At 64.4% G+C, this 24,215-nt stretch carries 23 protein-coding genes, 4 tRNA genes and 1 pseudogene; all 28 read right to left on the bottom strand.

The genetic code is table 11. The features are described 5' to 3' along the window. Positions 1 to 3 precede the first annotated feature (3 nt). The 28 genes and pseudogenes from rpmC to ispH all read right to left on the bottom strand — a co-directional run bounded on the left by rpmC (position 4) and on the right by ispH (position 24,208). Entirely contained in the window at positions 4 to 198 is a 195-nt protein-coding gene (rpmC, locus tag IPK27_14175) for a 50S ribosomal protein L29 (protein MBK8068722.1), read from the bottom strand. Continuing rightward, positions 198 to 611 (bottom strand): 50S ribosomal protein L16, encoded by a 414-nt coding sequence (gene rplP / locus IPK27_14170; GenBank protein MBK8068721.1) that lies wholly within the window; start codon positions 609 to 611, stop codon positions 198 to 200. Before rplP ends, rpmC begins: the two co-directional genes overlap by 1 nt. Positions 612 to 624: 13 nt before the next feature. Continuing rightward, positions 625 to 1,302, bottom strand: coding sequence for a 30S ribosomal protein S3 (rpsC, locus tag IPK27_14165; GenBank protein ID MBK8068720.1), 678 nt, complete (start codon positions 1,300 to 1,302; stop codon positions 625 to 627). Positions 1,303 to 1,312: 10 nt separating this feature from the next. Next, positions 1,313 to 1,654, bottom strand: coding sequence for a 50S ribosomal protein L22 (gene rplV / locus IPK27_14160; protein MBK8068719.1), 342 nt, complete (start codon positions 1,652 to 1,654; stop codon positions 1,313 to 1,315). 2 nt (positions 1,655 to 1,656) lie between these two features. Beyond that, positions 1,657 to 1,932 carry a 30S ribosomal protein S19 gene (rpsS, locus tag IPK27_14155; protein ID MBK8068718.1) on the bottom strand — a complete coding sequence of 92 codons (276 nt, stop codon included), beginning with the start codon at positions 1,930 to 1,932 and terminating at the stop codon, positions 1,657 to 1,659. Positions 1,933 to 1,950: 18 nt separating this feature from the next. After that, the gene (gene rplB, locus IPK27_14150; protein MBK8068717.1) at positions 1,951 to 2,778 is read right to left on the bottom strand and encodes a 50S ribosomal protein L2; all 828 of its coding nucleotides are present in this window, start codon (positions 2,776 to 2,778) and stop codon (positions 1,951 to 1,953) included. Positions 2,779 to 2,788: 10 nt separating this feature from the next. Continuing rightward, complete coding sequence (gene rplW, locus IPK27_14145) at positions 2,789 to 3,085, bottom strand: 50S ribosomal protein L23 (GenBank protein ID MBK8068716.1); 297 nt, start codon at positions 3,083 to 3,085, stop codon at positions 2,789 to 2,791. Next, on the bottom strand, positions 3,082 to 3,681 hold the full coding sequence (gene rplD, locus IPK27_14140) for a 50S ribosomal protein L4 (protein MBK8068715.1): 600 nt from the start codon (positions 3,679 to 3,681) through the stop codon (positions 3,082 to 3,084). Before rplD ends, rplW begins: the two co-directional genes overlap by 4 nt. Positions 3,682 to 3,691: 10 nt before the next feature. Next, complete coding sequence (gene rplC / locus IPK27_14135) at positions 3,692 to 4,333, bottom strand: 50S ribosomal protein L3 (protein ID MBK8068714.1); 642 nt, start codon at positions 4,331 to 4,333, stop codon at positions 3,692 to 3,694. Between the two features lie 16 nt (positions 4,334 to 4,349). Then, positions 4,350 to 4,664 carry a 30S ribosomal protein S10 gene (gene rpsJ / locus IPK27_14130; protein MBK8068713.1) on the bottom strand — a complete coding sequence of 105 codons (315 nt, stop codon included), beginning with the start codon at positions 4,662 to 4,664 and terminating at the stop codon, positions 4,350 to 4,352. 339 nt (positions 4,665 to 5,003) lie between these two features. Beyond that, a complete protein-coding gene (tuf, locus tag IPK27_14125) occupies positions 5,004 to 6,194 on the bottom strand; it encodes an elongation factor Tu (GenBank protein MBK8068712.1) in 1,191 nt (396 codons plus the stop codon). Between the two features lie 50 nt (positions 6,195 to 6,244). After that, on the bottom strand, positions 6,245 to 8,335 hold the full coding sequence (gene fusA / locus IPK27_14120; GenBank protein MBK8068711.1) for an elongation factor G: 2,091 nt from the start codon (positions 8,333 to 8,335) through the stop codon (positions 6,245 to 6,247). Positions 8,336 to 8,368: 33 nt separating this feature from the next. Then, entirely contained in the window at positions 8,369 to 8,836 is a 468-nt protein-coding gene (gene rpsG, locus IPK27_14115) for a 30S ribosomal protein S7 (protein ID MBK8068710.1), read from the bottom strand. Between the two features lie 15 nt (positions 8,837 to 8,851). Further along, positions 8,852 to 9,223, bottom strand: a complete 372-nt coding sequence (gene rpsL / locus IPK27_14110; GenBank protein MBK8068709.1) for a 30S ribosomal protein S12 — start codon at positions 9,221 to 9,223, stop codon at positions 8,852 to 8,854. A gap of 154 nt (positions 9,224 to 9,377) precedes the next feature. Beyond that, positions 9,378 to 13,582: pseudogene (gene rpoC / locus IPK27_14105) on the bottom strand (DNA-directed RNA polymerase subunit beta'). A 27-nt stretch (positions 13,583 to 13,609) separates the two neighbouring features. Beyond that, the gene (rpoB, locus tag IPK27_14100; GenBank protein ID MBK8068708.1) at positions 13,610 to 17,692 is read right to left on the bottom strand and encodes a DNA-directed RNA polymerase subunit beta; all 4,083 of its coding nucleotides are present in this window, start codon (positions 17,690 to 17,692) and stop codon (positions 13,610 to 13,612) included. 211 nt (positions 17,693 to 17,903) lie between these two features. Next, positions 17,904 to 18,278 carry a 50S ribosomal protein L7/L12 gene (gene rplL / locus IPK27_14095; GenBank protein MBK8068707.1) on the bottom strand — a complete coding sequence of 125 codons (375 nt, stop codon included), beginning with the start codon at positions 18,276 to 18,278 and terminating at the stop codon, positions 17,904 to 17,906. Positions 18,279 to 18,332: 54 nt separating this feature from the next. Continuing rightward, positions 18,333 to 18,863, bottom strand: a complete 531-nt coding sequence (gene rplJ, locus IPK27_14090; protein ID MBK8068706.1) for a 50S ribosomal protein L10 — start codon at positions 18,861 to 18,863, stop codon at positions 18,333 to 18,335. A 273-nt stretch (positions 18,864 to 19,136) separates the two neighbouring features. Beyond that, positions 19,137 to 19,838 carry a 50S ribosomal protein L1 gene (gene rplA / locus IPK27_14085; GenBank protein ID MBK8068705.1) on the bottom strand — a complete coding sequence of 234 codons (702 nt, stop codon included), beginning with the start codon at positions 19,836 to 19,838 and terminating at the stop codon, positions 19,137 to 19,139. A 4-nt stretch (positions 19,839 to 19,842) separates the two neighbouring features. Beyond that, the gene (rplK, locus tag IPK27_14080; GenBank protein MBK8068704.1) at positions 19,843 to 20,271 is read right to left on the bottom strand and encodes a 50S ribosomal protein L11; all 429 of its coding nucleotides are present in this window, start codon (positions 20,269 to 20,271) and stop codon (positions 19,843 to 19,845) included. A 140-nt stretch (positions 20,272 to 20,411) separates the two neighbouring features. Further along, positions 20,412 to 20,972: a transcription termination/antitermination protein NusG gene (gene nusG, locus IPK27_14075; protein MBK8068703.1), complete on the bottom strand. Its 561-nt coding sequence runs from the start codon at positions 20,970 to 20,972 to the stop codon at positions 20,412 to 20,414. 12 nt (positions 20,973 to 20,984) lie between these two features. After that, entirely contained in the window at positions 20,985 to 21,371 is a 387-nt protein-coding gene (secE, locus tag IPK27_14070) for a preprotein translocase subunit SecE (GenBank protein MBK8068702.1), read from the bottom strand. A gap of 83 nt (positions 21,372 to 21,454) precedes the next feature. Beyond that, a tRNA-Trp gene (locus IPK27_14065) sits at positions 21,455 to 21,530 on the bottom strand. Between the two features lie 33 nt (positions 21,531 to 21,563). Then, positions 21,564 to 22,754 (bottom strand): elongation factor Tu, encoded by a 1,191-nt coding sequence (gene tuf, locus IPK27_14060; protein MBK8068701.1) that lies wholly within the window; start codon positions 22,752 to 22,754, stop codon positions 21,564 to 21,566. Positions 22,755 to 22,800: 46 nt separating this feature from the next. Further along, positions 22,801 to 22,876, bottom strand: a tRNA-Thr gene (locus tag IPK27_14055). 21 nt (positions 22,877 to 22,897) lie between these two features. Continuing rightward, positions 22,898 to 22,971: transfer RNA gene (locus IPK27_14050), tRNA-Gly, on the bottom strand. Between the two features lie 23 nt (positions 22,972 to 22,994). Next, positions 22,995 to 23,079, bottom strand: a tRNA-Tyr gene (locus tag IPK27_14045). A gap of 178 nt (positions 23,080 to 23,257) precedes the next feature. Beyond that, positions 23,258 to 24,208: a 4-hydroxy-3-methylbut-2-enyl diphosphate reductase gene (gene ispH / locus IPK27_14040; protein MBK8068700.1), complete on the bottom strand. Its 951-nt coding sequence runs from the start codon at positions 24,206 to 24,208 to the stop codon at positions 23,258 to 23,260. Positions 24,209 to 24,215: the final 7 nt, after the last annotated feature.

Below are 24,215 nucleotides of genomic sequence, written 5' to 3'. Positions count from 1 at the left end.
GGCTTAACCTTTGCGCTCGATCTCGGCGATGACGGTCTTCACGCGTGCGACATCGCGGCGTACACGCTTGATCTGGTGAAGCTGGGTCTGCTGGCCCTGGCTGCGCTGCATGCGCAGGTTGAACTGCTCCTGGCGCAGGCCGAGCAGCTGTTCCTTCAGCTCGGAGATCGACTTGCTACGAAGTTCACTGGCATTCATCACAGCACCGAGCGGGTAACGAACATGGTCTTGACGGAAAGCTTGGCGGCGGCAAGGGCCATCGCTTCGCGGGCCTGCGCCTCGGAAACGCCTTCCATCTCGTAGATCATCCGGCCGGGCTGGATCTGGGCGACGTAGTATTCGACGTTGCCCTTGCCGTTACCCATGCGGACTTCGATCGGCTTCTTGCTGATCGGCTTGTCGGGGAACACGCGGATCCACAGCTTGCCGCCGCGCTTGACGAAGCGCGAGATCGTGCGGCGCGCCGCTTCGATCTGACGTGCGGTCAGCTGGCCGTGTTCGACGGCCTTCAGGCCGTACTCGCCGAAGCTCACCTTGTTGGCGACGAACGCGAGGCCGTTGTTACGCCCCTTGTGCGCCTTGCGGAATTTGGTGCGTGCAGGTTGCAGCATGGCTTCCTACTCCTTACTTGGCCTGCGAGCGCTCGGCCTTCGCTTCGGCCGGTGGCGCATGGAGATCAAAGACATCGCCGCGATAGATCCACACCTTGACACCGATGATGCCGTAGGTGGTCTTGGCTTCGGCGAAGCCGTAGTCGATGTCGGCGCGCAGCGTATGCAGCGGCACGCGACCCTCGCGATACCACTCCGAACGCGCGATTTCCGCGCCGTTCAAGCGGCCCGCGACGCTCACCTTCACGCCGAGGGCGCCGAGGCGGAGCGCGTTCTGCACTGCGCGCTTCATCGCGCGGCGGAACATGATGCGGCGCTCGAGCTGCTGCGTGATCGATTCGGCGACCAGCTGCGCGTCCAGTTCCGGCTTGCGGATTTCGGCGACATTGACGTGCGTCGGCACGCCCATGATGTCCGAGACGTCCTTGCGCAGCTTCTCGATGTCCTCACCCTTCTTGCCGATGACGACGCCGGGACGTGCGGTGTAGATCGTCAGGCGCGCGGTCTTGGCCGGACGCTCGATCTGGATCTTGCTGATGCCAGCCTGGCTCAGGCGGCTCTTCAGGTATTCGCGGACGCGCAGGTCGGCTTCGAGGTAGCCGGCGAAATCCTTGCGGTTCGCGAACCACTTCGAATTCCAGTCGCGGGAGATGCCGAGACGAATACCAACGGGATTGACTTTATGACCCATTTTTCGATCCTCAGTCCGCGCGGCCGTCGCCGACAATGACGGTGATATGGCTCGTGCGCTTGATGATGCGGTTGCCGCGGCCCTTGGCGCGGGCGTGCAGCCGCTTCAGCTGCGGACCTTCGTCGACGCAGATGGTGGTGACCTTCAGCTCGTCGACGTCGGCTCCGAGGTTGTTCTCGGCGTTCGACACCGCGGACAGCAGCACCTTGCGGATCATGCCGGCCGCCTTCTTCGGGCTGAACGTGAGCAGCTGGTCGGCGCGGCCGACCTGCATGCCACGAACCTGGTCCGCCACGAGGCGGGCCTTCTGCGGCGAGATCCTCGCCGTACGCAGAATTGCGCGTGCTTGCATGATTACTTCCCTGCCTTCTTGTCGCCGGAGTGGCCCTTGAAGGTGCGCGTCGGCGCAAACTCTCCAAGCTTGTGGCCCACCATGTTCTCGTTGACGATCACCGGAACGTGCTGGCGACCGTTATGGACGGCGATCGTCAGACCCACCATTTCCGGCAGGATCATCGAACGGCGCGACCAGGTCTTGATCGGCTTCTTGCTGTTCCCGGCAGCGGCGACTTCGACCTTCTTGAGAAGGTGCAGGTCGGCGAAGGGACCCTTTTTCAATGAACGCGACATGATGCTCTAGTCCCTTGATCAGCCGTTGCGACGACGCACGATGAAGACGCTGGTGCGCTTGTTCTTGCGCGTCTTGTAACCCTTCGCCGGAGTGCCCCACGGCGACACCGGGTGCGGATTGCCCTGGCCGGAGCGGCCTTCGCCACCACCGTGCGGGTGATCCACCGGGTTCATCGCGGCGCCACGGACCGTGGGCTTGATACCGCGCCAGCGCTTCGCACCGGCCTTGCCCAGCTGCTCCAGGTTGTGCTCGGAGTTCGACACTTCGCCGACGCAGGCGCGGCAGTCGGCCGGCACCTTGCGCATCTCGCCGGAGCGCAGACGCAGCGTGGCGTAACCCTGCTCGCGAGCGACCAGCTGCGCCGAAGCGCCAGCGGAACGCGCGATCTGGGCGCCCTTGCCCGGCTTCATCTCGATGCAGTGCACCGTGGAGCCGATCGGCATGTTGCGCAGCGGCAGGCAGTTGCCGTTCTTGATCGGGGCATCGCGGCCCGAGAGCAGCGTGTCACCGACCTTCGCTCCCTTGGGCGCGATGATGTAGCGTCGCTCGCCGTCGACGAACAGCAGCAGCGCGATGTGTGCGGTGCGGTTCGGATCGTATTCCAGGCGCTCGATCTGGGCGGCGATGCCGTCCTTGTCGCGCTTGAAGTCGATCAGGCGGTAGTGCTGGCGCGAGCCACCGCCGCGATGACGCGTGGTGATGCGACCGTGGTGGTTACGACCACCGGTCTTGTCCTGCGGCTCGGTCAGCGGCTTGTACGGGCCGCCCTTGTACAGCTCCGGCGAGACGACCTTGACGACGCCACGGCGGCCTGCGGAAGTTGGCTTGACTTTGATCAGAGGCATGGTCGGTTCCTCAGCCCTGCGCGCCGAATTCGATCGACTGGCCGTCGGCCAGCGTCACGTACGCCTTGCGCCAGTCAGCGCGCTTGCCGGCGCGACCGCGAAAGCCCTTCGACTTACCCTTGACGTTCAGCACCTGAACGCCCTCGACCTTGACCTTGAACAGGGTCTCGACCGCAGCCTTCACGTCCTGCTTGGTGGCCGAGGTCGCAACCTCGAACACGTACTGGTTATGGTCCGCCTGGATGCGCGCGGTCTTCTCGGAGATGCGCGGCGCGATCAAGGTCGACAACAGACGTTCGTTGCTCACGACAGCCACTCCTCGATCTTCTTCACCGCGTCGACGGTCAGCACCAGGTTATCGGTGCCGACGAGCGCCGCCGGATTCAGGGCATGCACGTCGACGACGTACACATGCGGCAGGTTGCGCGCGGCCAGGTAGGCGGTCTCGGTCACTTCAGCGGCAACAAACGTTGCGCGCTTGACGCCGAGCTCGGCCATCTTGGCGACGAAATCCTTGGTCTTCGGCTGCGCGATGTCGAGGCCGGAGATGACCTTGACGCGATCCTGACGGATCAGCTCGGAGAGGATCGCCTGCATCGCACCGCGATACATCTTGCGGTTGACCTTCTGCGCGAAGCTGCGCGGGCTAGCGGCGAAAGCGCGACCACCGCCGACGAAGATCGGAGCGCGGTAGTCGCCGTGACGCGCGCCGCCGCCCTTCTGCTTCTTGAACTTCTTGGTGGTGCCGGACATCTGCGAGCGCGTCTTCTGCGCCTTCGTGCCGGCGCGGCCCGCATTGCGGTACGCGGTCACGATCTGGTGCACCAGCGCCTCGGAGTAGGGGCGGTTGAACACCGTCTCCGACACCTGGATCGGGCTTCCGCCCACGACATTGAGTTCCATGCTCATTCTCTCAGCGCCCCTTCGAAGCCGGACGCACGATCACATCGCCACCTGGCGCGCCGGGGATGGCGCCGCGCACCAGCAGCAGGTTGCGCTCGACATCGACGCGGACGACTTTCAGGTTCTGCGTGGTCTCGTTGGCGTTGCCCATGTGGCCCGCCATCTTCTTGCCCTTGAACACACGACCCGGGGTCTGGCGCTGACCGATGGAACCCGGAGCGCGGTGGCTCAACGAGTTACCGTGGGTAGCGTCGCCCATCGTGAAGTTCCAGCGCTTGATGGTGCCGGCGAAGCCCTTGCCGCGGGTCACACCGGACACGTCGACAATCTGGCCTTCGCTGAACACATCGGCCTTGAGTTCGGCGCCCACGTCGAACTTGCCGATGTCGGCGTCGTTCAGGCGGAACTCCCACAGGCCGCGGCCAGCGCCGGTCTTGGCCTTGGCGAAATGCCCGGCCTGCGGCTTGCTGACGAGCGCTGCGCGCTTGTTGCCGGTCGTGACCTGGATGGCATCGTAGCCATCAGTGTCCTTGGTCTTGACCTGGGTGACGCGATTCGCCTCGACTTCGATCACGGACACCGGCACCGATTCGCCGTTTTCCGTGAAGACTCGGGACATGCCGCACTTGCGGCCAACCAATCCGATTGCCATGACTGCAGTCCCCGACTCAGTAGAGCTTGATCTGAACGTCGACGCCGGCAGCCAGGTCGAGCTTCATCAGCGCGTCCACGGTCTTGTCGTTGGGGTCGACGATATCCATCACACGCTTGTGCGTGCGCGTCTCGTACTGGTCACGCGCGTCTTTGTCGACGTGCGGCGACACGAGCACGGTGTAGCGCTCGATCTTGGTCGGAAGGGGAATAGGACCGCGGACCTGGGCGCCGGTGCGCTTGGCGGTCTCGACAATCTCGCTGGCAGACCGGTCGATCAGACGATGATCGAAAGCCTTCAGCCGAATACGAATTCGCTGTTGTTGTGCCATGTTTCTCTCCGTAGCGGTGTTCACGCCGCGCATTTCGCGCGTTCGCCACATCCTTGAGCTTACGCCCCACCGCCGATGTCTTTGTTTCCCACCCGCGAAAGCGGGCAAGAGGGCCGCGGACTATACTCCGCGGTTTCGCGATTGCCAACCCTTTTTCAGGGCCGTTTACCACTCGTTCAAACTATTAGCCGGCCTAGCCTCCTGGCAGTGACCGGCTTTGGTGCCCGATGCCCAAAAAGCGGGGCAAGAGGCAGGGGGGGTGAGGGACCAAACTGGAGGCAAATGAGGACCGAGACTCACGCCCGGGCCCTTGCCCCTTGCCCCCTACCCCACGCTTCCTTACTTGATGACCTTCGCCACCACGCCGGCGCCAACGGTACGGCCGCCTTCGCGAATCGCGAAGCGCAGGCCTTCTTCCATCGCGATCGGCGCGATCAGCGACACCACCATCTTGATGTTGTCGCCCGGCATCACCATCTCCACGCCTTCCGGCAGCTGGCAGTTGCCAGTCACGTCCGTCGTGCGGAAATAGAACTGCGGGCGGTAACCCTTGAAGAACGGCGTGTGACGACCGCCCTCTTCCTTGCTCAGCACGTACACCTCGGCTTCGAACTCCGTGTGCGGATTGATCGAACCCGGCTTGCAGATGACCTGGCCGCGCTCGATGTCTTCACGCTTCGTGCCGCGCAGCAGCAGACCGGCGTTGTCGCCCGCCTGACCCTGGTCCAGCAGCTTGCGGAACATCTCGACGCCGGTCACGATCGTCTTCACCGTCGGCTTCAGGCCAACGATCTCGATTTCCTCGCCCACCTTCACGATGCCGCGCTCGACGCGACCGGTCACCACCGTGCCGCGACCCGAGATCGAGAACACGTCTTCCACCGGCATCAGGAACGGCTTGTCGATGTCACGCTGCGGCAGCGGGATGTAGGTATCCAGCGCGTCCACCAGCTTGATGATCGACGGCACGCCGATCTCGCTCTGGTCGCCTTCCAGCGCCTTCAGCGCAGAACCCTTCACGATCGGCGTGTCGTCGCCCGGGAAGTCGTACTTGGACAGCAGCTCGCGCACTTCCATCTCGACCAGCTCGAGCAGCTCGGCGTCGTCCACCATGTCCGCCTTGTTCAGGTAGACCACGATGTACGGCACGCCCACCTGGCGCGACAGCAGGATGTGCTCGCGCGTCTGCGGCATCGGGCCGTCAGCGGCCGAGCACACCAGGATCGCGCCGTCCATCTGCGCCGCACCCGTGATCATGTTCTTCACGTAGTCCGCGTGGCCCGGGCAATCGACGTGCGCGTAGTGGCGCGACGGCGATTCGTATTCCACATGCGCCGTCGAGATCGTGATCCCGCGCGCCTTCTCTTCCGGCGCCTTGTCGATCTGGTCGTACGCCTTGAACTCACCTCCAAAGCGCTCCGCACCGATCTTCGTCAGAGCGGCCGTCAGAGTGGTCTTGCCGTGATCGACGTGACCGATGGTGCCGACGTTCACGTGCGGCTTGGTGCGCTCGAACTTACCCTTGGACATGGCTAGCTAACCTTTGACTTCTATCTGGACTATGGCGGTGAGCGCAGGGCTCAGGACTTCTTCATCACGGCCTCGGCGATGTTCGCCGGGGCTTCTGCGTAATGGTCGAATTCCATCGTGAAAGTGGCGCGGCCCTGGGTCATCGAGCGCAGCGAAGTGGCGTAACCGAACATTTCGCCCAGCGGCACGTGGCAGTTGATGACCTTGCCCGACGGCGTGTCGTCGCTGCCCTGGAGCACGCCGCGACGCCGCGATATGTCGCCCATGACATCGCCGATGTAATCCTCGGGTGTTACCATCTCGACCTTCATGATCGGCTCAAGCAACACCGGAGACGCGTTCATGAAGCCTTCCTTGAAGCCCATCGAACCGGCGATCTTGAACGCCATTTCGTTCGAGTCGACTTCATGGTACGAACCGTCGATGACGCGCACCTTGACGTCCACCACCGGGAAGCCCGCCATGACGCCCGCGGCAACAGCTTCCTGGATGCCCTTGTCGACCGCCGGAATGTATTCCTTCGGCACCACGCCGCCGACGATGCCGTTCTCGAACAGGTAGCCCTCGCCACGCTCACGCGGCTCGATTTCGAGCACGACGTGGCCGTACTGGCCGCGACCACCGGACTGGCGCACGAACTTGCCTTCCTGCTTGACCGCGCGACGGATGGTTTCGCGATAGGCCACCTGCGGCTTGCCGACATTCGCCTCGACGCTGAACTCGCGCTTCATGCGGTCGACGATGATCTCCAGGTGCAACTCGCCCATACCGGCGATGATGGTCTGGCCGGATTCTTCGTCCGTACGCACGCGGAAGCTCGGATCTTCCTGGGCCAGGCGCGACAGCGCGATGCCCATCTTTTCCTGGTCGCCCTTGGTCTTCGGCTCGATCGCCATCGCGATCACCGGCTCGGGGAACACCATGCGCTCGAGCGTGATGACCTGATCCATCGCGCACAGCGTGTCGCCGGTGGTGACGTCCTTCAGACCCACGGCCGCGGCGATGTCGCCGGCGCGCACTTCCTTGATTTCTTCGCGCTGGTTCGCATGCATCTGGAGCAAACGACCAATGCGTTCCTTGCGGCTCTTCACCGGGTTGTAGACGGTGTCACCGGAGTTCAGCACGCCCGAATAGACGCGGAAGAAGGTCAGCGTACCCACGTACGGGTCGGTGGCGATCTTGAAAGCGAGCGCCGAGAACGGATCAGTATCCTGCGCATTGCGCGAGGACTCGTTGTCCTTCTCGTCGGTGCCCTTGACTGGCGGACGGTCGGCCGGCGACGGCAGCAGCGCGATGACGGCGTCCAGCATGGCCTGCACGCCCTTGTTCTTGAAGGCCGAGCCGCAGAAGACCGGGATCAGCGCCGTGGCGATGGTGCCCGCTCGCAGGCCGGAAATGATCTCGGCTTCCGACAGATCGCCTTCTTCGAGGTACTTGTTCATCAAGTCCTCGGTGGTTTCGGCCGCAGCCTCGACCATGTACTCACGCGCCTTCTTGCACTTCTCGACCAGGTTGGCCGGGATGTCGCGATACTCGAAGGACATGCCCTGCGAGGCGGCATCCCAGTGGATCGCCTTCATCTTCAGCAGGTCGACGACGCCTTCGAAGTTCTCTTCGGCACCGATCGGCACCTGCATCGGCACCGGGTTGGCGCCGAGACGCGCCTTCAGCTGGCCGACAACCTTGTCGAAGTCGGCACCGGCGCGGTCCATCTTGTTGACGAAGGCCAGGCGCGGCACGCCGTACTTGTTGGCCTGGCGCCAGACGGTTTCCGACTGCGGCTGCACGCCGCCGACCGCGCACAGCACGAACACCGCACCGTCGAGCACGCGCAAGGAACGCTCGACTTCGATGGTGAAGTCGACGTGCCCCGGGGTGTCGATGATGTTGAAGCGGTGCTGCGGGAACGACCGATCCATGCCCGTCCAGAAGCACGTCGTGGCCGCGGAGGTGATGGTGATTCCGCGCTCCTGCTCCTGCTCCATCCAGTCCATGGTGGCAGCGCCTTCATGGACTTCGCCAATCTTGTGATTGACGCCGGTGTAATACAGGATGCGCTCGGTCGTCGTCGTCTTGCCGGCATCGATGTGAGCCATGATGCCGAAATTGCGATAACGCTCGATGGGTGTCTCTCTGGCCACGGCAAAGAATCCTTTCTTGTCGGGGTGCTGGGATTACCAGCGGTAATGCGAGAAGGCCTTGTTGGCCTCCGCCATGCGGTGGGTTTCTTCGCGCTTCTTCACCGCGGAGCCGCGGTTCTCCGAGGCATCCATCAGCTCGCCGGCGAGGCGGCGCGGCATCGAGGTCTCACCACGCTTGCGCGCGGCGTCGATGACCCAGCGCATCGCCAGTGCGGAGCGGCGGGCGGGACGCACTTCGACCGGCACCTGGTAGGTGGCGCCACCGACACGGCGGGACTTCACCTCGACCACCGGGGCGACATTGCCCAGGGCCTTTTCGATCAGGCTGACGGCATCGGCGTTCTTGTTCTTGATCTCGTCGATCGCGCCGTACAGGATCTGCTCGGCGACGGCCTTCTTGCCGTGGCGCATGATCATGTTGACGAAGCGCGCGATGACCACGTTTCCGAACTTCGGATCGGGCAGGATCTCGCGGGACGGGTGCGAACCTTTGCGGGACATGGCGGTATCTCTCGATTACTTGGGGCGCTTGGCGCCGTACTTGGAGCGGCTCTGCTTGCGCTTGGCGACGCCCGAGGCGTCCAGCGAGCCGCGCACGGTGTGGTAGCGCACGCCCGGGAGGTCCTTGACGCGGCCACCGCGGATCAGGACCACCGAGTGCTCCTGCAGATTGTGGCCTTCGCCACCGATGTAGCTGATCACTTCGAAGCCGTTGGTCAGACGAACCTTGGCCACCTTGCGCAGCGCGGAGTTCGGCTTCTTCGGCGTGGTCGTGTAGACACGCGTGCACACACCACGACGCTGCGGGCAGTTCTCGAGCGCCGGGGAGGCGGTCTTGAAGGTCTTCGGAGACCGCGGCTTACGCACCAACTGATTGACTGTCGCCATTGCAGGATCCCTAAGAAACGAAACGACAGGCGAAAAGCGACCTGTCGAGAAGCGGGAGTTTAAGCCGCCGTTATTTTAGCTGTCAACTCACCGCGTGAATGGAAGCTGGCTGGACAGCGCCCGCGCGGTTCACGCGGGCGCCGCCATCAGCGGTTTACATGCTGTCGGCAAAGTCTTCACTGCGGTTGCCGCGACCACCGATGCCACCCAGCACCTCGAGTTCGGCGGTGGACAGTTCCTCGTGCTTGCGCCGACGCTTGTCGTGGTGCGCGAGACCGGTGCCCGCCGGAATCAGGCGGCCGACGATGACGTTCTCCTTGAGGCCGCGCAGCGTGTCGCGGGTGCCGCGGACGGCAGCCTCGGTAAGCACGCGGGTGGTCTCCTGGAAGGACGCCGCCGAGATGAACGACTCGGTCGCCAGCGAGGCCTTGGTGATGCCGAGCAGCACGCGGTCGTAGTCCGCCGGCTGTTCGTTGCGCGAGGCTGCACGCTGGTTTTCCTCGACCACGCGCACGCGGTCGATCTGCTCGCCGCGCAGGTAGCGGGTGTCGCCGGAGGCGGTGATCTCGACCTTGCGCAGCATCTGGCGAATGATCGTCTCGATGTGCTTGTCGTTGATCTTCACGCCCTGCAGGCGGTACACGTCCTGGATTTCCTTGACCAGGTAGGCGGCCAGTGGCTCGACGCCGAGCAGGCGCAGGATGTCCTGCGGGTTGCGCTCGCCATCGACCACGGTCTCGCCCTTCTCGACGTGCTCGCCTTCGAACACGATGACCTGGCGCCACTTCGGGATCAGCTCCTCGTGGACGTTGCCATCCTTGTCGGTGATCAGCAGGCGCTGTTTGCCCTTGGTGTCCTTGCCGAAGCTGATGACGCCGGTGCATTCGGCCAGGATCGCCGGTTCCTTCGGCTTGCGCGCCTCGAACAGGTCCGCGACGCGCGGCAGACCGCCGGTGATGTCGCGGGTCTTGGAAGTTTCCTGCGGAATACGTGCGACCACGTCGCCGACGCCCACTTCCGCCTCGTTCTGCAGAGAGATGATCGCGCCGGCCGGGAGGAAGTACTGCGCGGTGATGTCGGTGCCCGGCAGCACCAGGTTCTCGCCGTTCGGGCCTTCCAGGCGGATCATCGGGCGCAGGTCCTTGGCACCGCCACCGCGGCGCTTCGGATCGGTCACCACGTTGCTCTGCAGGCCGGTCAGCTCGTCGGTCTGCTCGTTCACGGTGACGCCGTCGACGAAGTCGATGAAGCGCACGCGGCCGGAGACCTCGGACACGATCGGGTGGGTGTGCGGATCCCAGTTGGCGACCGTCTGGCCGCCCTTGACCGCTTCGCCTTCGCGCACCGTCAGCACCGCGCCGTAAGGCACCTTGTAGCGCTCGCGCTCGCGACCGTGGCTGTCGAGCACGCAGACTTCGCCGGAACGCGACACCGCCACCAGGTGGCCGGCGCTGTGTTCGACCGTCTTCAGGTTGTTCAGGCGGATGGTACCGGTGGTGCGGATCTGCACATGGTCCTGCGCCGCCACTCGGCTGGCCGCGCCGCCGATGTGGAAGGTGCGCATGGTCAGCTGGGTACCCGGCTCGCCGATCGACTGCGCAGCGATCACGCCGACCGCCTCGCCGATGTTGACCAGGTGGCCACGCGCCAGGTCGCGGCCGTAGCACATCGCGCAGACGCCGAACCGCGTCGAGCAGGTGATCGTCGAGCGCACCTTGACTTCCTGCACGCCGAGCTCTTCCAGCTTGGCGACCCAGGCTTCGTCGAGCAGGGTGTTGCGGGTGACCACCGGATCCTCGTCGTTGCCCGGCGCGAACACGTCCGCGGCCACCACACGACCGAGCACACGGTCGCGCAGCGGCTCGATGACGTCGCCGCCTTCCACGATCGGCGCCATGGTCAGGTGCTCGAGCGTGCCGCAATCGACCTCGGTGATCACCACGTCCTGCGCCACGTCGACCAGGCGACGGGTCAGGTAACCCGAGTTCGCGGTCTTCAGCGCGGTGTCGGCCAGACCCTTGCGCGCGCCGTGGGTGGAGATGAAGTACTGCAGCACGTCCAGGCCTTCGCGGAAGTTGGCCTTGATCGGGGTCTCGATGATCGAGCCGTCCGGCTTGGCCATCAGGCCACGCATGCCGGCCAGCTGGCGGATCTGCGCCGCGCTACCACGCGCGCCGGAGTCGGCCATGATGAAGATCGAGTTCATCGACTTCTGGTCGATCGCCTTGCCCTCGGCATCGGTCGCCTTGTCGGTACCGATGCCCTTCATCATCGCCTGGGCGACCTGTTCGTTGGTACGCGACCAGATGTCGACGACCTTGTTGTAGCGCTCGCCGGCGGTCACCAGGCCAGAGGTGAACTGGTCCTGGATTTCGCGCACTTCGCGCTCGGCCACTCCAGGATTTCGCCCTTCTCCAGCGGGATCTTGAGGTCATCGATGCCGATCGACACGCCCGCGCGGGTGGCGTAGGCGAAGCCGGTGTACATCAACTGGTCGGCGAAGATCACCGTGTCCTTCAGACCCAGGCGGCGATAGCACTGGTTGATCAGGCCGGAGATCGCCTTCTTCGTCAGCGGCTGGTTGACCAGCGCGAAGGGCATGCCCGCCGGCAGGATTTCCGACAGCAGCGCGCGACCGACAGTGGTCTGGGTCAGCGTGCGCTTCCGGGTGCGCGTGCCGTCCTCGTTGACCTCGGTCTCCTCGATGCGCACGCGCACCTTGGCGTGCAGGTCCACCTTATGCGCCGAGTAGGCGCGATGGACTTCCTTGACGTCGGAGAAGGCCATGCCCTCGCCGCGCTTGCCGACCAGTTCGCGGGTCATGTAGTACAGGCCGAGCACCACGTCCTGGCTGGGCACGATGATCGGCTCGCCGTTGGCGGGCGACAGGATGTTGTTGGTCGACATCATCAGCGCGCGCGCTTCGAGCTGCGCTTCCAGCGACAGCGGCACGTGCACGGCCATCTGGTCGCCGTCGAAGTCCGCGTTGAACGCGGTGCAGACCAGCGGGTGCAGCTGGATCGCCTTGCCTTCGATCAGCACCGGCTCGAAAGCCTGGATGCCGAGGCGGTGCAGGGTCGGCGCGCGGTTCAGCAGCACCGGATGCTCGCGGATGACTTCCTCGAGGATGTCCCACACCTCGGCGCTCTCGCGCTCGACCAGCTTCTTCGCCGCCTTGATCGTGGTGGCGAGGCCGCGGCGCTGCAGCTTGCTGAAGATGAAGGGCTTGAACAGTTCCAGCGCCATCTTCTTCGGCAGGCCGCACTCGTGCAGGCGCAGCGTCGGGCCGACCACGATGACCGAACGGCCGGAGTAGTCGACGCGCTTGCCGAGCAGGTTCTGGCGGAAGCGGCCCTGCTTGCCCTTGATCATGTCGGCCAGCGACTTCAGCGGGCGCTTGTTGGTGCCGGTGATGGCGCGGCCGCGGCGGCCGTTGTCCATCAGCGCATCGACCGCTTCCTGCAGCATGCGCTTCTCGTTGCGCACGATGATGTCCGGCGCGTTGAGCTCGAGCAGGCGCTTGAGGCGGTTGTTGCGGTTGATGACGCGGCGATACAGGTCGTTCAGGTCCGAGGTCGCGAAGCGGCCGCCGTCCAGCGGCACCAGCGGACGCAGGTCCGGCGGCAGCACCGGCAGCACGGTCATCACCATCCACTCAGGACGGTTGCCGGACTCGACGAAGGCCTCCATCAGCTTGATGCGCTTGGACAGGCGCTTGAGCTTGGTCTCGGAGTTGGTGCTCGCGATCTCTTCCTTGAGCTTGACCATCTCGGCGTTGAGATCGATGGTGCGCAGCAGCTCGTAGACCGCCTCGGCGCCCATGCGCGCGTCGAACTCGTCGCCGTGCTCCTCGACCGCAATCAGGAACTGCTCTTCGGTCAGCAGCTGGCCGCGGGTCAGCGCGGTCAGGCCCGGGTCGACGACCACATAGGCTTCGAAGTAGAGGATGCGCTCGATGTCGCGCAGGGTCATGTCGAGCATCAGGCCGATGCGCGAGGGCAGCGACTTCAGGAACCAGATGTGCGCGGTCGGGCTGGCCAGCTCGATGTGGCCCATGCGCTCGCGGCGCACCTTGGCGAGGGTCACCTCGGTGCCGCACTTCTCGCAGACCACGCCACGGTGCTTCATGCGCTTGTACTTGCCGCACAGGCACTCGTAGTCCTTGATCGGCCCGAAGATCGCGGCGCAGAACAGGCCATCGCGTTCCGGCTTGAAGGTGCGGTAGTTGATCGTTTCCGGCTTCTTGACCTCGCCGTAGGACCACGAGCGGATCAAATCAGGCGAAGACAGCCCGATGCGGATCGAGTCGAAGTCCTGGGCGGGACGCTGCTGGTTGAACAGGTTCAACAGGTCTTTCATGGTGCTTTGCTCCAATGCCTTCGACGATTACTGCGCTTCGTTCTCGAGCTCGATGTGGATCGCCAGCGAGCGGATTTCCTTGACCAGCACGTTGAACGATTCGGGCATGCCCGCGACCATCTGGTGGTCGCCATCGACGATGTTCTTGTACATCTGGTTGCGGCCCTGCACGTCGTCGGACTTGACGGTGAGCATTTCCTGCAGCGTGTACGCCGCGCCGTAGGCTTCCAGTGCCCAGACTTCCATTTCGCCGAAGCGCTGGCCGCCGAACTGCGCCTTGCCGCCCAGCGGCTGCTGCGTGACCAGCGAGTACGGACCGGTCGAACGGGCGTGCATCTTGTCGTCGACCAGGTGGTTCAGCTTCAGCATGTACATGTAGCCCACGGTGACCGGGCGCTCGAAGGCGTCGCCGGTGCGGCCGTCGAACAGGACGGTCTGGCCGGAATCCGGCAGTCCCGCCAGCTTCAACATGCGCTTGATCTCGGCCTCGGTGGCGCCGTCGAAGACCGGCGTCGCCATCGGCACGCCCTTCTTCAGGTTCTTCGCCAGGTTCATCAACTCCTCGTCGGTGAACTCGGCCAGGTCCACCTGCGGACGCGGCATGTCCTTGTTGTAGATCTCGTCCAGGAACTTGCGCAGGTCGGCGATCTTCGCCTTGGCTTCGAGCATCTCGCCGATGCGCTTGCCCAGGCCCTTGGCGGCCCAGCCCAGGTGGGTTTCCAGCACCTGGCCGATGTTCATGCGCGAGGGCACGCCCAGCGGGTTCAGCACGATGTCCACGCTGGTGCCGTCGGCCATGTACGGCATGTCCTCGACCGGCACGATGTTGGAGACCACGCCCTTGTTGCCGTGGCGGCCGGCCATCTTGTCGCCCGGCTGGATGCGGCGCTTCACCGCCAGGTAGACCTTGACCATCTTCAGCACGCCCGGGGCGAGGTCGTCGCCCGCGGTGATCTTGCTGCGCTTGTGCTCGAAGCGCTTGTCGAACTCGGCCTTGTGGCGCTCGATCTGCTCCTGGGCCTTCTCGATGGCCTCGGCCGCCGAATCTTCCTTCATGCGGATCGCGAACCAGTCCTTGCGGTCCAGCTTGGCGAGGTACTCGCGGGTGACCGTTTCGCCCTTCTTGATGCCCTGCGGGCCACCATTGACGATCTTGCCCACCAACTGGTCGGCCAGGCGGTCGTAGATCGCGGCTTCAAGGATGCGGAACTGGTCGTCGAAGTCCTTGCGCACGCGCTTGACTTCGGCCTGCTCGATCTGCAGCGCGCGCTTGTCCTTCTCGAGGCCATCGCGGGTGAACACCTGCACGTCGATGACGGTGCCGTCCATGCCCGGCGGCACGCGCAGCGAGCTGTCCTTCACGTCGGAAGCCTTCTCGCCGAAGATCGCGCGCAGCAGCTTCTCTTCCGGGGTCAGCTGGGTCTCGCCCTTCGGCGTGACCTTGCCGACCAGGATGTCGCCGGCGTCGACTTCGGCGCCGATGTAGACGATGCCGCTCTCGTCGAGGCGCGACAGCGCCTGCTCGCCGACGTTCGGGATGTCCGCGGTGATTTCCTCGGGGCCGAGCTTGGTGTCGCGGGCGACGCAGGTCAGTTCCTCGATGTGGATCGTGGTGTAGCGATCTTCCTTGACCACGCGCTCGGAGACCAGGATCGAGTCTTCGAAGTTGTAGCCATTCCACGGCATGAACGCGACCAGCATGTTCTGGCCCAGCGCCAGCTCGCCGAGGTCGGTCGACGGGCCGTCGGCGAGCACGTCGCCGGGCGCCACGCGATCGCCCACCTGCACCAGCGGACGCTGGTTGATGCAGGTGTTCTGGTTCGAACGGGTGTACTTGATCAGGCTGTAGATGTCGACGCCGGCATCGTTCTCGCCGACCTCGGCCTCGTTGACCTTGACCACCACGCGGCCGGCGTCGATCTGGTCGACCACGCCACCGCGGCGGGCGTTCACGGTCACGCCGGAATCGGAAGCCACCTTGCGCTCGATGCCGGTGCCAACCACCGGCACGTCGGCGCGCAGCGTCGGCACCGCCTGGCGCTGCATGTTCGCGCCCATCAGTGCGCGGTTGGCGTCGTTGTGCTCGAGGAAGGGCACCAGCGCGGCCGCGACCGACACGGTCTGCATCGGCGCGACGTCCATGTAATGGATTTCGTTCGGTGCCTTGAGCAGGATTTCGCCACGTTCACGGCAGTTCACCAGGTCGTCGACGAAGCGGCCGTCCGGGGTCACCTGGGCGCTCGCGGTGGCGACCACGAACTCCTGTTCCTCGATCGCCGACAGGTAGTCGACCTGCTCGGTGATCTGGCCGTCGACGACGCGCCGGAACGGGGTCTCGATGAAACCGTAATCGTTGGTGCGGGCGTACACCGACAGCGAGTTGATCAGGCCGATGTTCGGGCCTTCCGGGGTCTCGATCGGGCACACGCGGCCGTAGTGCGTCGGGTGCACGTCGCGCACCTCGAAGCCGGCGCGTTCGCGCGTCAGGCCGCCCGGACCCAGCGCCGAAACGCGACGCTTGTGCGTCACTTCCGACAGCGGGTTGTTCTGGTCCATGAACTGGCTGAGCTGCGAGGAGCCGAAGAACTCCTTGATCGCCGCGGCCACCGGCTTGGCGTTGATCAGTTCCTGCGGGGTCAGGCCCTCGGACTCGGCCATCGACAGGCGCTCCTTGACCGCGCGCTCGACGCGCACCAGGCCGATGCGGAACACGTTTTCGGCCATCTCGCCGACGCTGCGCACGCGGCGATTGCCGAGGTGGTCGATGTCATCGACCGTGCCCTTGCCGTTGCGGATGTCGATCAGCACGCGCAGCACCGACAGGATGTCGTCGTGCGAGAGCACGCCCGAACCAGTGGTTTCCTTGCGCCCGACGCGACGGTTGAACTTCATGCGGCCGACGGCCGACAGGTCGTAGCGGTCGGCGGTGAAGAACAGGTTCTGGAACAGGTTCTGCGCGGCTTCCTTGGTCGGCGGCTCGCCCGGACGCATCATGCGGTAGATCTCGACCAGCGCTTCCAACTGCGAGCGCGAGGGGTCGATGCGCAAGGTGTTGCTGATGTACGGGCCGCGGTCCAGGTCGTTGACGAAGATCGTGCCGATCTGCTCGATCTTGGCCTTGCGGAAGGCGGCCAGATGCTCGTCATGCAGCTCGTCATTGGCCAGCGCCAGCACTTCGCCGGTCTTCGGGTCGACCACGTCCTCGCTCAGGATGCGACCGATCAGGTACTCGTCCGGCACCTCGATCTGCTTGTCCTTGAGCTTCTCCATCTGGCGCACGTGGCGCGAGGTGATGCGCTTGCCGGCCTCGACGATCAGCTCCTTGCCGATGCGGATGTCGAAGCTGGCGGTCTCGCCGCGCAGACGGTCCGGCACCAGTTCCAGCTTCGCGCCGACGTTCTGCAGTTCGAAGCGGTTGATCTCGAAGAAGGTCTGCAGGATCTGCGTGTTGGTGTAGCCCAGCGCGCGCAGCAGGATGGTCACCGGCAGCTTGCGGCGACGGTCGATGCGGGTGAACAGCGAGTCCTTCGGGTCGAACTCGAAGTCCAGCCAGGAGCCGCGGTAGGGAATCACGCGCGCGGAGTACAGCAGCTTGCCCGAGCTGTGGGTCTTGCCGCGGTCGTGGTCGAAGAACACGCCCGGGCTGCGGTGCAGCTGCGAGACGATGACGCGCTCGGTGCCGTTGACGATGAAGGTGCCGGTGTCGGTCATGAGCGGCAATTCGCCCATGTAGACCTCCTGCTCCTTGACGTACTTGATCGCCTTGTTCGACGACTCGCGGTCGTACACCACCAGGCGCACGGTCACGCGCAGCGGCGCGCCGTAGGACAGGCCGCGCGACTTGCATTCACGCACATCGAACGGCGGCTCACCCAGGCGGTAGCTGACGTACTCCAGCGACGCGGAGCCGGAGTAGGAGCTGATCGGGAACACCGATTTCAGCGCGGCGTGCAGGCCGACGTCGCGGTAGCCGGACGGCGACGAGTCCATCTGCAGGAAATCGCGGTAGGAATTGACCTGGATCGCCAGCAGAGGCGGCACGGCCAACACCGCGGCGGTCTTGCCGAAATCCTTGCGGATGCGCTTCTTTTCGGTGAACGAGTAGCTCATGGGGGGTACTCTCGCCTTGGGCTGTCTGTCGACAGCGGTTAAACGTGAAAAGTGAAAAGTGAAAGAGAGCGATCCGGCCGCGAGGCGCGGCATTTCAGGACCTCATTTCACTTTTCACATTTCACTTTTCACTCGTGAACAGCAAAGGGCCGGGGATCTTGCGATCCCCAGCCCAGAACCACCGATGGTGGAAATACCGAGCCAGGATCGATTACTTGACGTCGACCTTGGCGCCGGCTTCTTCCAGCATCTTCTTGAACTTCGCAGCGTCGTCCTTGCTGACGGCGTCCTTGACGGTCGCCGGGGCGCCTTCGACCAGGTCCTTGGCTTCCTTGAGGCCCAGGCTGGTGATCGCGCGGACGGCCTTGATGACTTCCACCTTCTTCTCGCCGGCAGCGGCGAGGACGACGGTGAACTCGGTCTTCTCTTCGACCGGGGCGGCAGCGGCGGCCGGACCGGCAGCCACGGCGACCGGGGCGGCGGCGGAGACGCCGAACTTCTCTTCCATCGCCTTCACGAGATCCATGATCTCCATGAGGCTCTTCGAAGCGATGGCTTCGAGGATCTGATCGTTGCTAATCGACATGATTGAAAACTCCTGATTGAAAAACGGGTGTAGCAGTTCGATTGCTGAACTCGCTCAAGCGGCTTCCTGGCGCTGCTCGCCGACCGCGCGGATTGCGCGCGCCAGGCTTGCGGCCGGTTCGGCCAGCACGCGCACCAGCTGGGTGGCGGGCTGCGTGAGCACTCCGAGCAGCATGGACAGGGCCTGATCGCGGGTCGGCAGACTCGCCAGTCGATCCAGTTCGGCAGCGCCGTAGAGCTTTCCGCCCACGGACACGACCTTGGCGACGAGCTTGTCGTTGGTCTTCGCGAAATCCTTGATCAGCCGTCCAGCCGCACCGGGATCGTCCTTGGAGAAGGCATACAGCAAGGGACCGGTGAGGGCGTCGGCGACGCACTCGAATTCGGTTCCCTGGACTGCACGACGCGCCAGCGTGTTCTTGACCACACGCAGGTAAACGCCGTCTTTGCGCGCCTTCACGCGGAGAGCGGTGAGGTGGGCGACGGTCAGGCCGTCGTACTTTGCGGCCACCAGCGACATTGCGCCGGAAGCCACCTCGGCGAGTTCGGCAACGACCTCTTTCTTCTGTTCCAGATTGAGTGCCATTGCTTTCCTCCAGCATCAGGGCCGGCGGCGGACCGCCGGGCACCTGCATCGACTACGCCGTCCACGAGTGGTTTCGGCGTCGGAGCCCTTGCGGACCCCTGACTGCGGTACTGCCGTTTCCCAACAACTCGGATCGGGCGGCACCATCTGCGCGGGTGATCCATCCATTAAGCAGTCGGTGCGCGTTGCCGGGTCTCCCCGGCGCGACGTACCGACCGCGCCCGCGGTCTTTGACGGCGGCCCGGCCAGGCCGGGCGCCCTCAAAATTGGGTGTTACTTGGTCTGCACGGTCGACGGGTCGACGATCACGCCGATACCCATCGTGGTCGACAGACTGATCTTGGTCAGGTACTGGCCCTTGGCGGCCGCCGGCTTGAGGCGCAGCAGGTCCGCGAGCAGCGCGTTCAGGTTCTCGCGCAGCGCCTGGATCTCGAAGTTGGCCTTGCCGATGGTGCAATGCACGATGCCGGCCTTGTCGTTACGGAACTTGACCTGGCCTGCCTTCGCGTTCTTCACCGCCGTCACGACATCGGGGGTCACCGAGCCGTCCTTCGGATTCGGCATCAGGCCGCGCGGACCGAGCAGCTGACCGAGCTTGCCGACGACGCGCATTGCGTCCGGCGTCGCGATCACGCGGCCGTAGTTCAAATCGCCCGCCTGCATCTTCTCGGCGAGGTCGTCCATGCCCACGGCGTCGGCGCCGGCGGCCTTGGCGGCTTCGGCCTTTTCGCCGGCCGGGCAGAACACCGCGACGCGGACGGTCTTGCCGGTGCCGTTCGGCAGCAGCGAGGAACCACGCACGCCCTGGTCCGACTTCTTGGCATCGATGCCCAGACGCACGGCAACGTCCACGGACTCGACGAACTTGACCTTGGAGTTGTCCTTCAGGATGCGCAGCGCGTCATCGACGGAATACGCCTTGCCCGGGACCACGAGACCCTGCAGGGCCTTTGCACGCTTGGTGATCTTGGCCATGGTCTCAGTTCTCCACGATCAGGCCCATGGAACGGGCGCTGCCAGCAATGGTTCGGACCGCGGCATCCATGCCAGCGGCGGTCAAGTCGGGCATCTTGGTGGTGGCGATGTCCTCGAGCTGCTTGCGCGAGATCTTGCCGACCTTCTCGGTGTTCGGGCGGCTGCTGCCCTTCGGCAAACCGAGTGCCTTCTTGATCAGGATGGTCGCCGGCGGCGTCTTGGTGATGAAGGTGAAGGAGCGGTCGCTGTACACGGTGATGATCACCGGCAGCGGGGTGCCCTTCTCCTGCTTCTGCGTGGCAGCGTTGAACTGCTTGCAGAACTCCATGATGTTCACGCCGCGCTGACCCAGCGCCGGACCGACCGGCGGCGAGGGATTGGCCTCACCGGCCTTGACCTGCAGCTTGATGTAACCTGTGACTTTCTTTGCCATTGCTCTCTACTCCTCGGGTTCGAACGCGTCAGGCGAGATGCCTTCGGCTCCCCGTTGGTTGTGAAAAGTGAAAAGTGAAAAGTCAAAAGTGCGAGGCCACCCTCATTTCACTTTTTACCTTTCACTTTTCACCGCTTCCCTCAGGCCTTCTCCACCTGCCCGAACTCGAGCTCTACCGGGGTGGATCGGCCGAAAATCAGCACCGCCACCTTGAGGCGGTTCTTGTCGTAGTTGACTTCTTCAACCACGGCATTGAAATCGTTGAACGGTCCTTCGATGACGCGGACCATTTCGCCCGGCTCGAACAGCACCTTGGGCTTCGGCTTGTCGACGCCTTCCTGCACGCGCTGCAGGATCGCGTCGGCTTCCTTGTCGCTGATCGGCAGCGGACGGTCGGCGGTGCCGCCGATGAAACCCATGACCTTCGGGGTTTCCTTGACCAGATGCCAGCACTCGTCGTCGATGCGCAGCGAGCGGCCGTCGACCTGGGTTTCGATCTGCACCAGCACGTAGCCGGGGAAGAACTTGCGCTCGGACTTGCGCTTCTGCCCGTGGCGCATCTCGATGACTTCTTCGGTCGGCACCAGCACCTGGCCGAAGCGGTCCTGCAGACCGGAACGGTGGATGCGGTCGTCGAGCGAGCGGCGCACCGCGTTCTCGAATCCCGAATAGGCGTGGACGACATACCAGCGCTTGGACATCCGTCTCGCCCCTCAGCCCATCATGACGCGGACGGATCCCGCCAGGATCATGTCGATGATCCAGATCAGGATGCCGATGACCAGAACCGCGACCGCGACGATCAAGGTGGTCTGCCAGGTTTCCTGGCGCGTCGGCCAGACCACCTTGCGGACTTCGATCTGCGAATCGCGCAGGAACTTGCGGAACAGGGCACCGGGGCCGCTGCTCAGGCCGATGGCGCCACCGATGCCGACGCCAGCGAGCACGGTCAGCACACGCGCCCACATCGGCCATACATCGGCGAACCAGGCGAAGGCCACGGCGCTACCGATTGCCAACACCGCCGCGACCGTCAGCTTGACCACGTCGAGCGTGGCGTTGCCGCCGTCTGCGCCCGGTTTTTCGTCTTTTGCGTTCATGGTTTCCTGGACGCCAGCGCCGCGCCCCTTGCGGGACGCGGCGGTGAGTACTTCTAGGCCTTTCGCTTGCACACTGGACTGGTTGGCACGCCAGGAGGGAATCGAACCCCCAACCTGCGGTTTTGGAGACCGCTGCTCTGCCAGTTGAGCTACTGGCGTACTGTCCTCAAGCGTGCAAACCCAACCAGCCGATTACTTGATGACCTTCGCCACCACGCCGGCGCCGACGGTACGGCCGCCTTCGCGAATCGCGAAGCGCAGGCCTTCTTCCATCGCGATCGGCGCGATCAGCGACACCACCATCTTGATGTTGTCGCCCGGCATCACCATCTCCACGCCTTCCGGCAGCTGGCAGTTGCCAGTCACGTCCGTCGTGCGGAAATAGAACTGCGGGCGGTAACCCTTGAAGAACGGCGTGTGACGACCGCCCTCTTCCTTGCTCAGCACGTACACCTCGGCTTCGAACTCCGTGTGCGGATTGATCGAACCCGGCTTGCAGATCACCTGGCCGCGCTCGACGTCGTCGCGCTTCGTGCCGCGCAGCAGCAGACCCACGTTGTCGCCCGCCTGCCCCTGGTCCAGCAGCTTGCGGAACATCTCGACGCCGGTCACGATCGTCTTCACCGTCGGCTTCAGGCCAACGATCTCGATTTCCTCGCCCACCTTCACGATGCCGCGCTCGACGCGACCGGTCACCACCGTGCCGCGGCCCGAGATCGAGAACACGTCTTCCACCGGCATCAGGAACGGCTTGTCGATGTCGCGCTCCGGCTGCGGGATCCAGGTGTCCAGCGCCTCGACCAGCTTGATGATCGCCGGCACGCCGATCTCGCTCTGATCGCCTTCCAGCGCCTTGAGCGCCGAACCGATCACGATCGGCGTGTCGTCGCCCGGGAACTCGTACTTGCTCAGAAGCTCGCGAACTTCCATCTCGACCAGCTCAAGCAGCTCGGCGTCGTCCACCATGTCCGCCTTGTTCAGGTAGACCACGATGTACGGCACGCCCACCTGGCGCGACAGCAGGATGTGCTCGCGCGTCTGCGGCATCGGGCCGTCAGCGGCCGAGCACACCAGGATCGCGCCGTCCATCTGCGCCGCACCCGTGATCATGTTCTTCACGTAGTCCGCGTGGCCCGGGCAATCGACGTGCGCGTAGTGGCGCGTCGGCGATTCGTATTCCACGTGCGCCGTCGAGATCGTGATCCCGCGCGCCTTCTCTTCCGGCGCCTTGTCGATCTGGTCGTACGCCTTGAACTCACCACCAAAGCGCTCCGCACCGATCTTCGTCAGAGCGGCCGTCAGAGTGGTCTTGCCGTGATCGACGTGACCGATGGTGCCGACGTTCACGTGCGGCTTGGTGCGCTCAAATTTACCCTTGGACATGTGCGGCCTCTGATGCGTGCGCGATGGTCAAGAAACACTTCGAAAATGGTGCCCACGACTGGAATCGAACCAGCGACCTCCTCCTTACCAAGGAGGTGCTCTACCGACTGAGCTACATGGGCGTAAACTTTTTCACATCCAGCTGGAGCGGGAGACGGGAATCGAACCCGCGTCATCAGCTTGGAAGGCTGAGGTTCTACCGTTGAACTACTCCCGCCTTGCTTCGCTACAACTGGAACGTGGTGGAGGGAGGTGGATTCGAACCACCGAAGGCAGTGCCAGCTGATTTACAGTCAGCCCCCTTTGGCCGCTTGGGTATCCCTCCGCGACGGAGCCCAGCATTCTGAGGATGAGCCCCGGGGTTTGTCAACGGCTCCGCAAGGTTTTTTTGTCGATCACCGGCCTTGGTTCAGTCTCGACGGCAACGATGCCGCCCTCGACACGCCCAAACCGCCTTTGCGCCCCGCTTTTCCTACACCAACCACCCACACCAACACTGTTCTTCAGCTTTCCACCACCACGCGCAACTCCCTGGGCAGCGCGAACACCATGTCCTCGCGCACCCCATCGAGTTCGCGCACCTGCCCCTGCCCGAGCCTCGTCAAGCGCTCGACCACGCCCTGGACCAGGCTCTCCGGCGCCGACGCACCCGCGGTGACACCGACGCAGCGCGCGCCGTCCAGCCACTCGGGGCGAATGTCGTCTGCACCATCGATCAGGTAGGCGGGTACGCCATTGCGCTCGGCCAGCTCGCGCAGCCGGTTGGAATTGGAACTGTTCGGCGAGCCGACCACAAGCACGCGGTCGCAGTGCTTCGACAGCTCGCGCACCGCGTCCTGGCGGTTCTGCGTGGCGTAGCAGATGTCGTCGTGCCGCGGACCCTGGATCTCCGGGAAGCGCTGGCGCAGTGCCGTGATGATTTCGATGGTCTCATCGACCGACAGCGTGGTCTGGGTGGTGAATGCCAGGTGCCCGGGCTGCCTGACCTGTATCGCCCAGACATCGGCGACCGTCTCCACCAACTGGATCTCGCCGGTCGCACCTTCGCGGTCCCATTGCCCCAGGGTGCCTTCGACCTCCGGGTGCCCGGCGTGGCCGATCAGGATCATGTCGCGGCCTGCGCGGCAGTGGCGCGAGACCTCCATATGGACCTTGGTGACCAGCGGGCAGGTCGCGTCGAAGATGCGGAAGCCGCGCTCGGCGGCTTCCTTGCGCACGGCCTGGGAGACCCCGTGGGCGCTGAAGATCACCGTGGCGCCGCGCGGGACCTCGCTCAGTTCTTCGATGAACACCGCGCCGCGCGCGCGCAGGCTCTCGACCACGAAGCGGTTGTGCACCACCTCGTGGCGCACGTGGATCGGCGCGCCGAACAGGTCCAGCGCGCGCTCGACGATATCGATGGCACGATCGACGCCAGCGCAGAAGCCGCGGGGATTGGCGAGCAGGACGTCCATGGGGCAG

The sequence above is a fragment of the Rhodanobacteraceae bacterium genome, assembly GCA_016713135.1.
Lineage (GTDB): Bacteria > Pseudomonadota > Gammaproteobacteria > Xanthomonadales > SZUA-5 > JADKFD01.
Note: the sequence above shows the minus strand (reverse complement) of the source record. Positions and strands in the feature narration are given on the sequence as shown.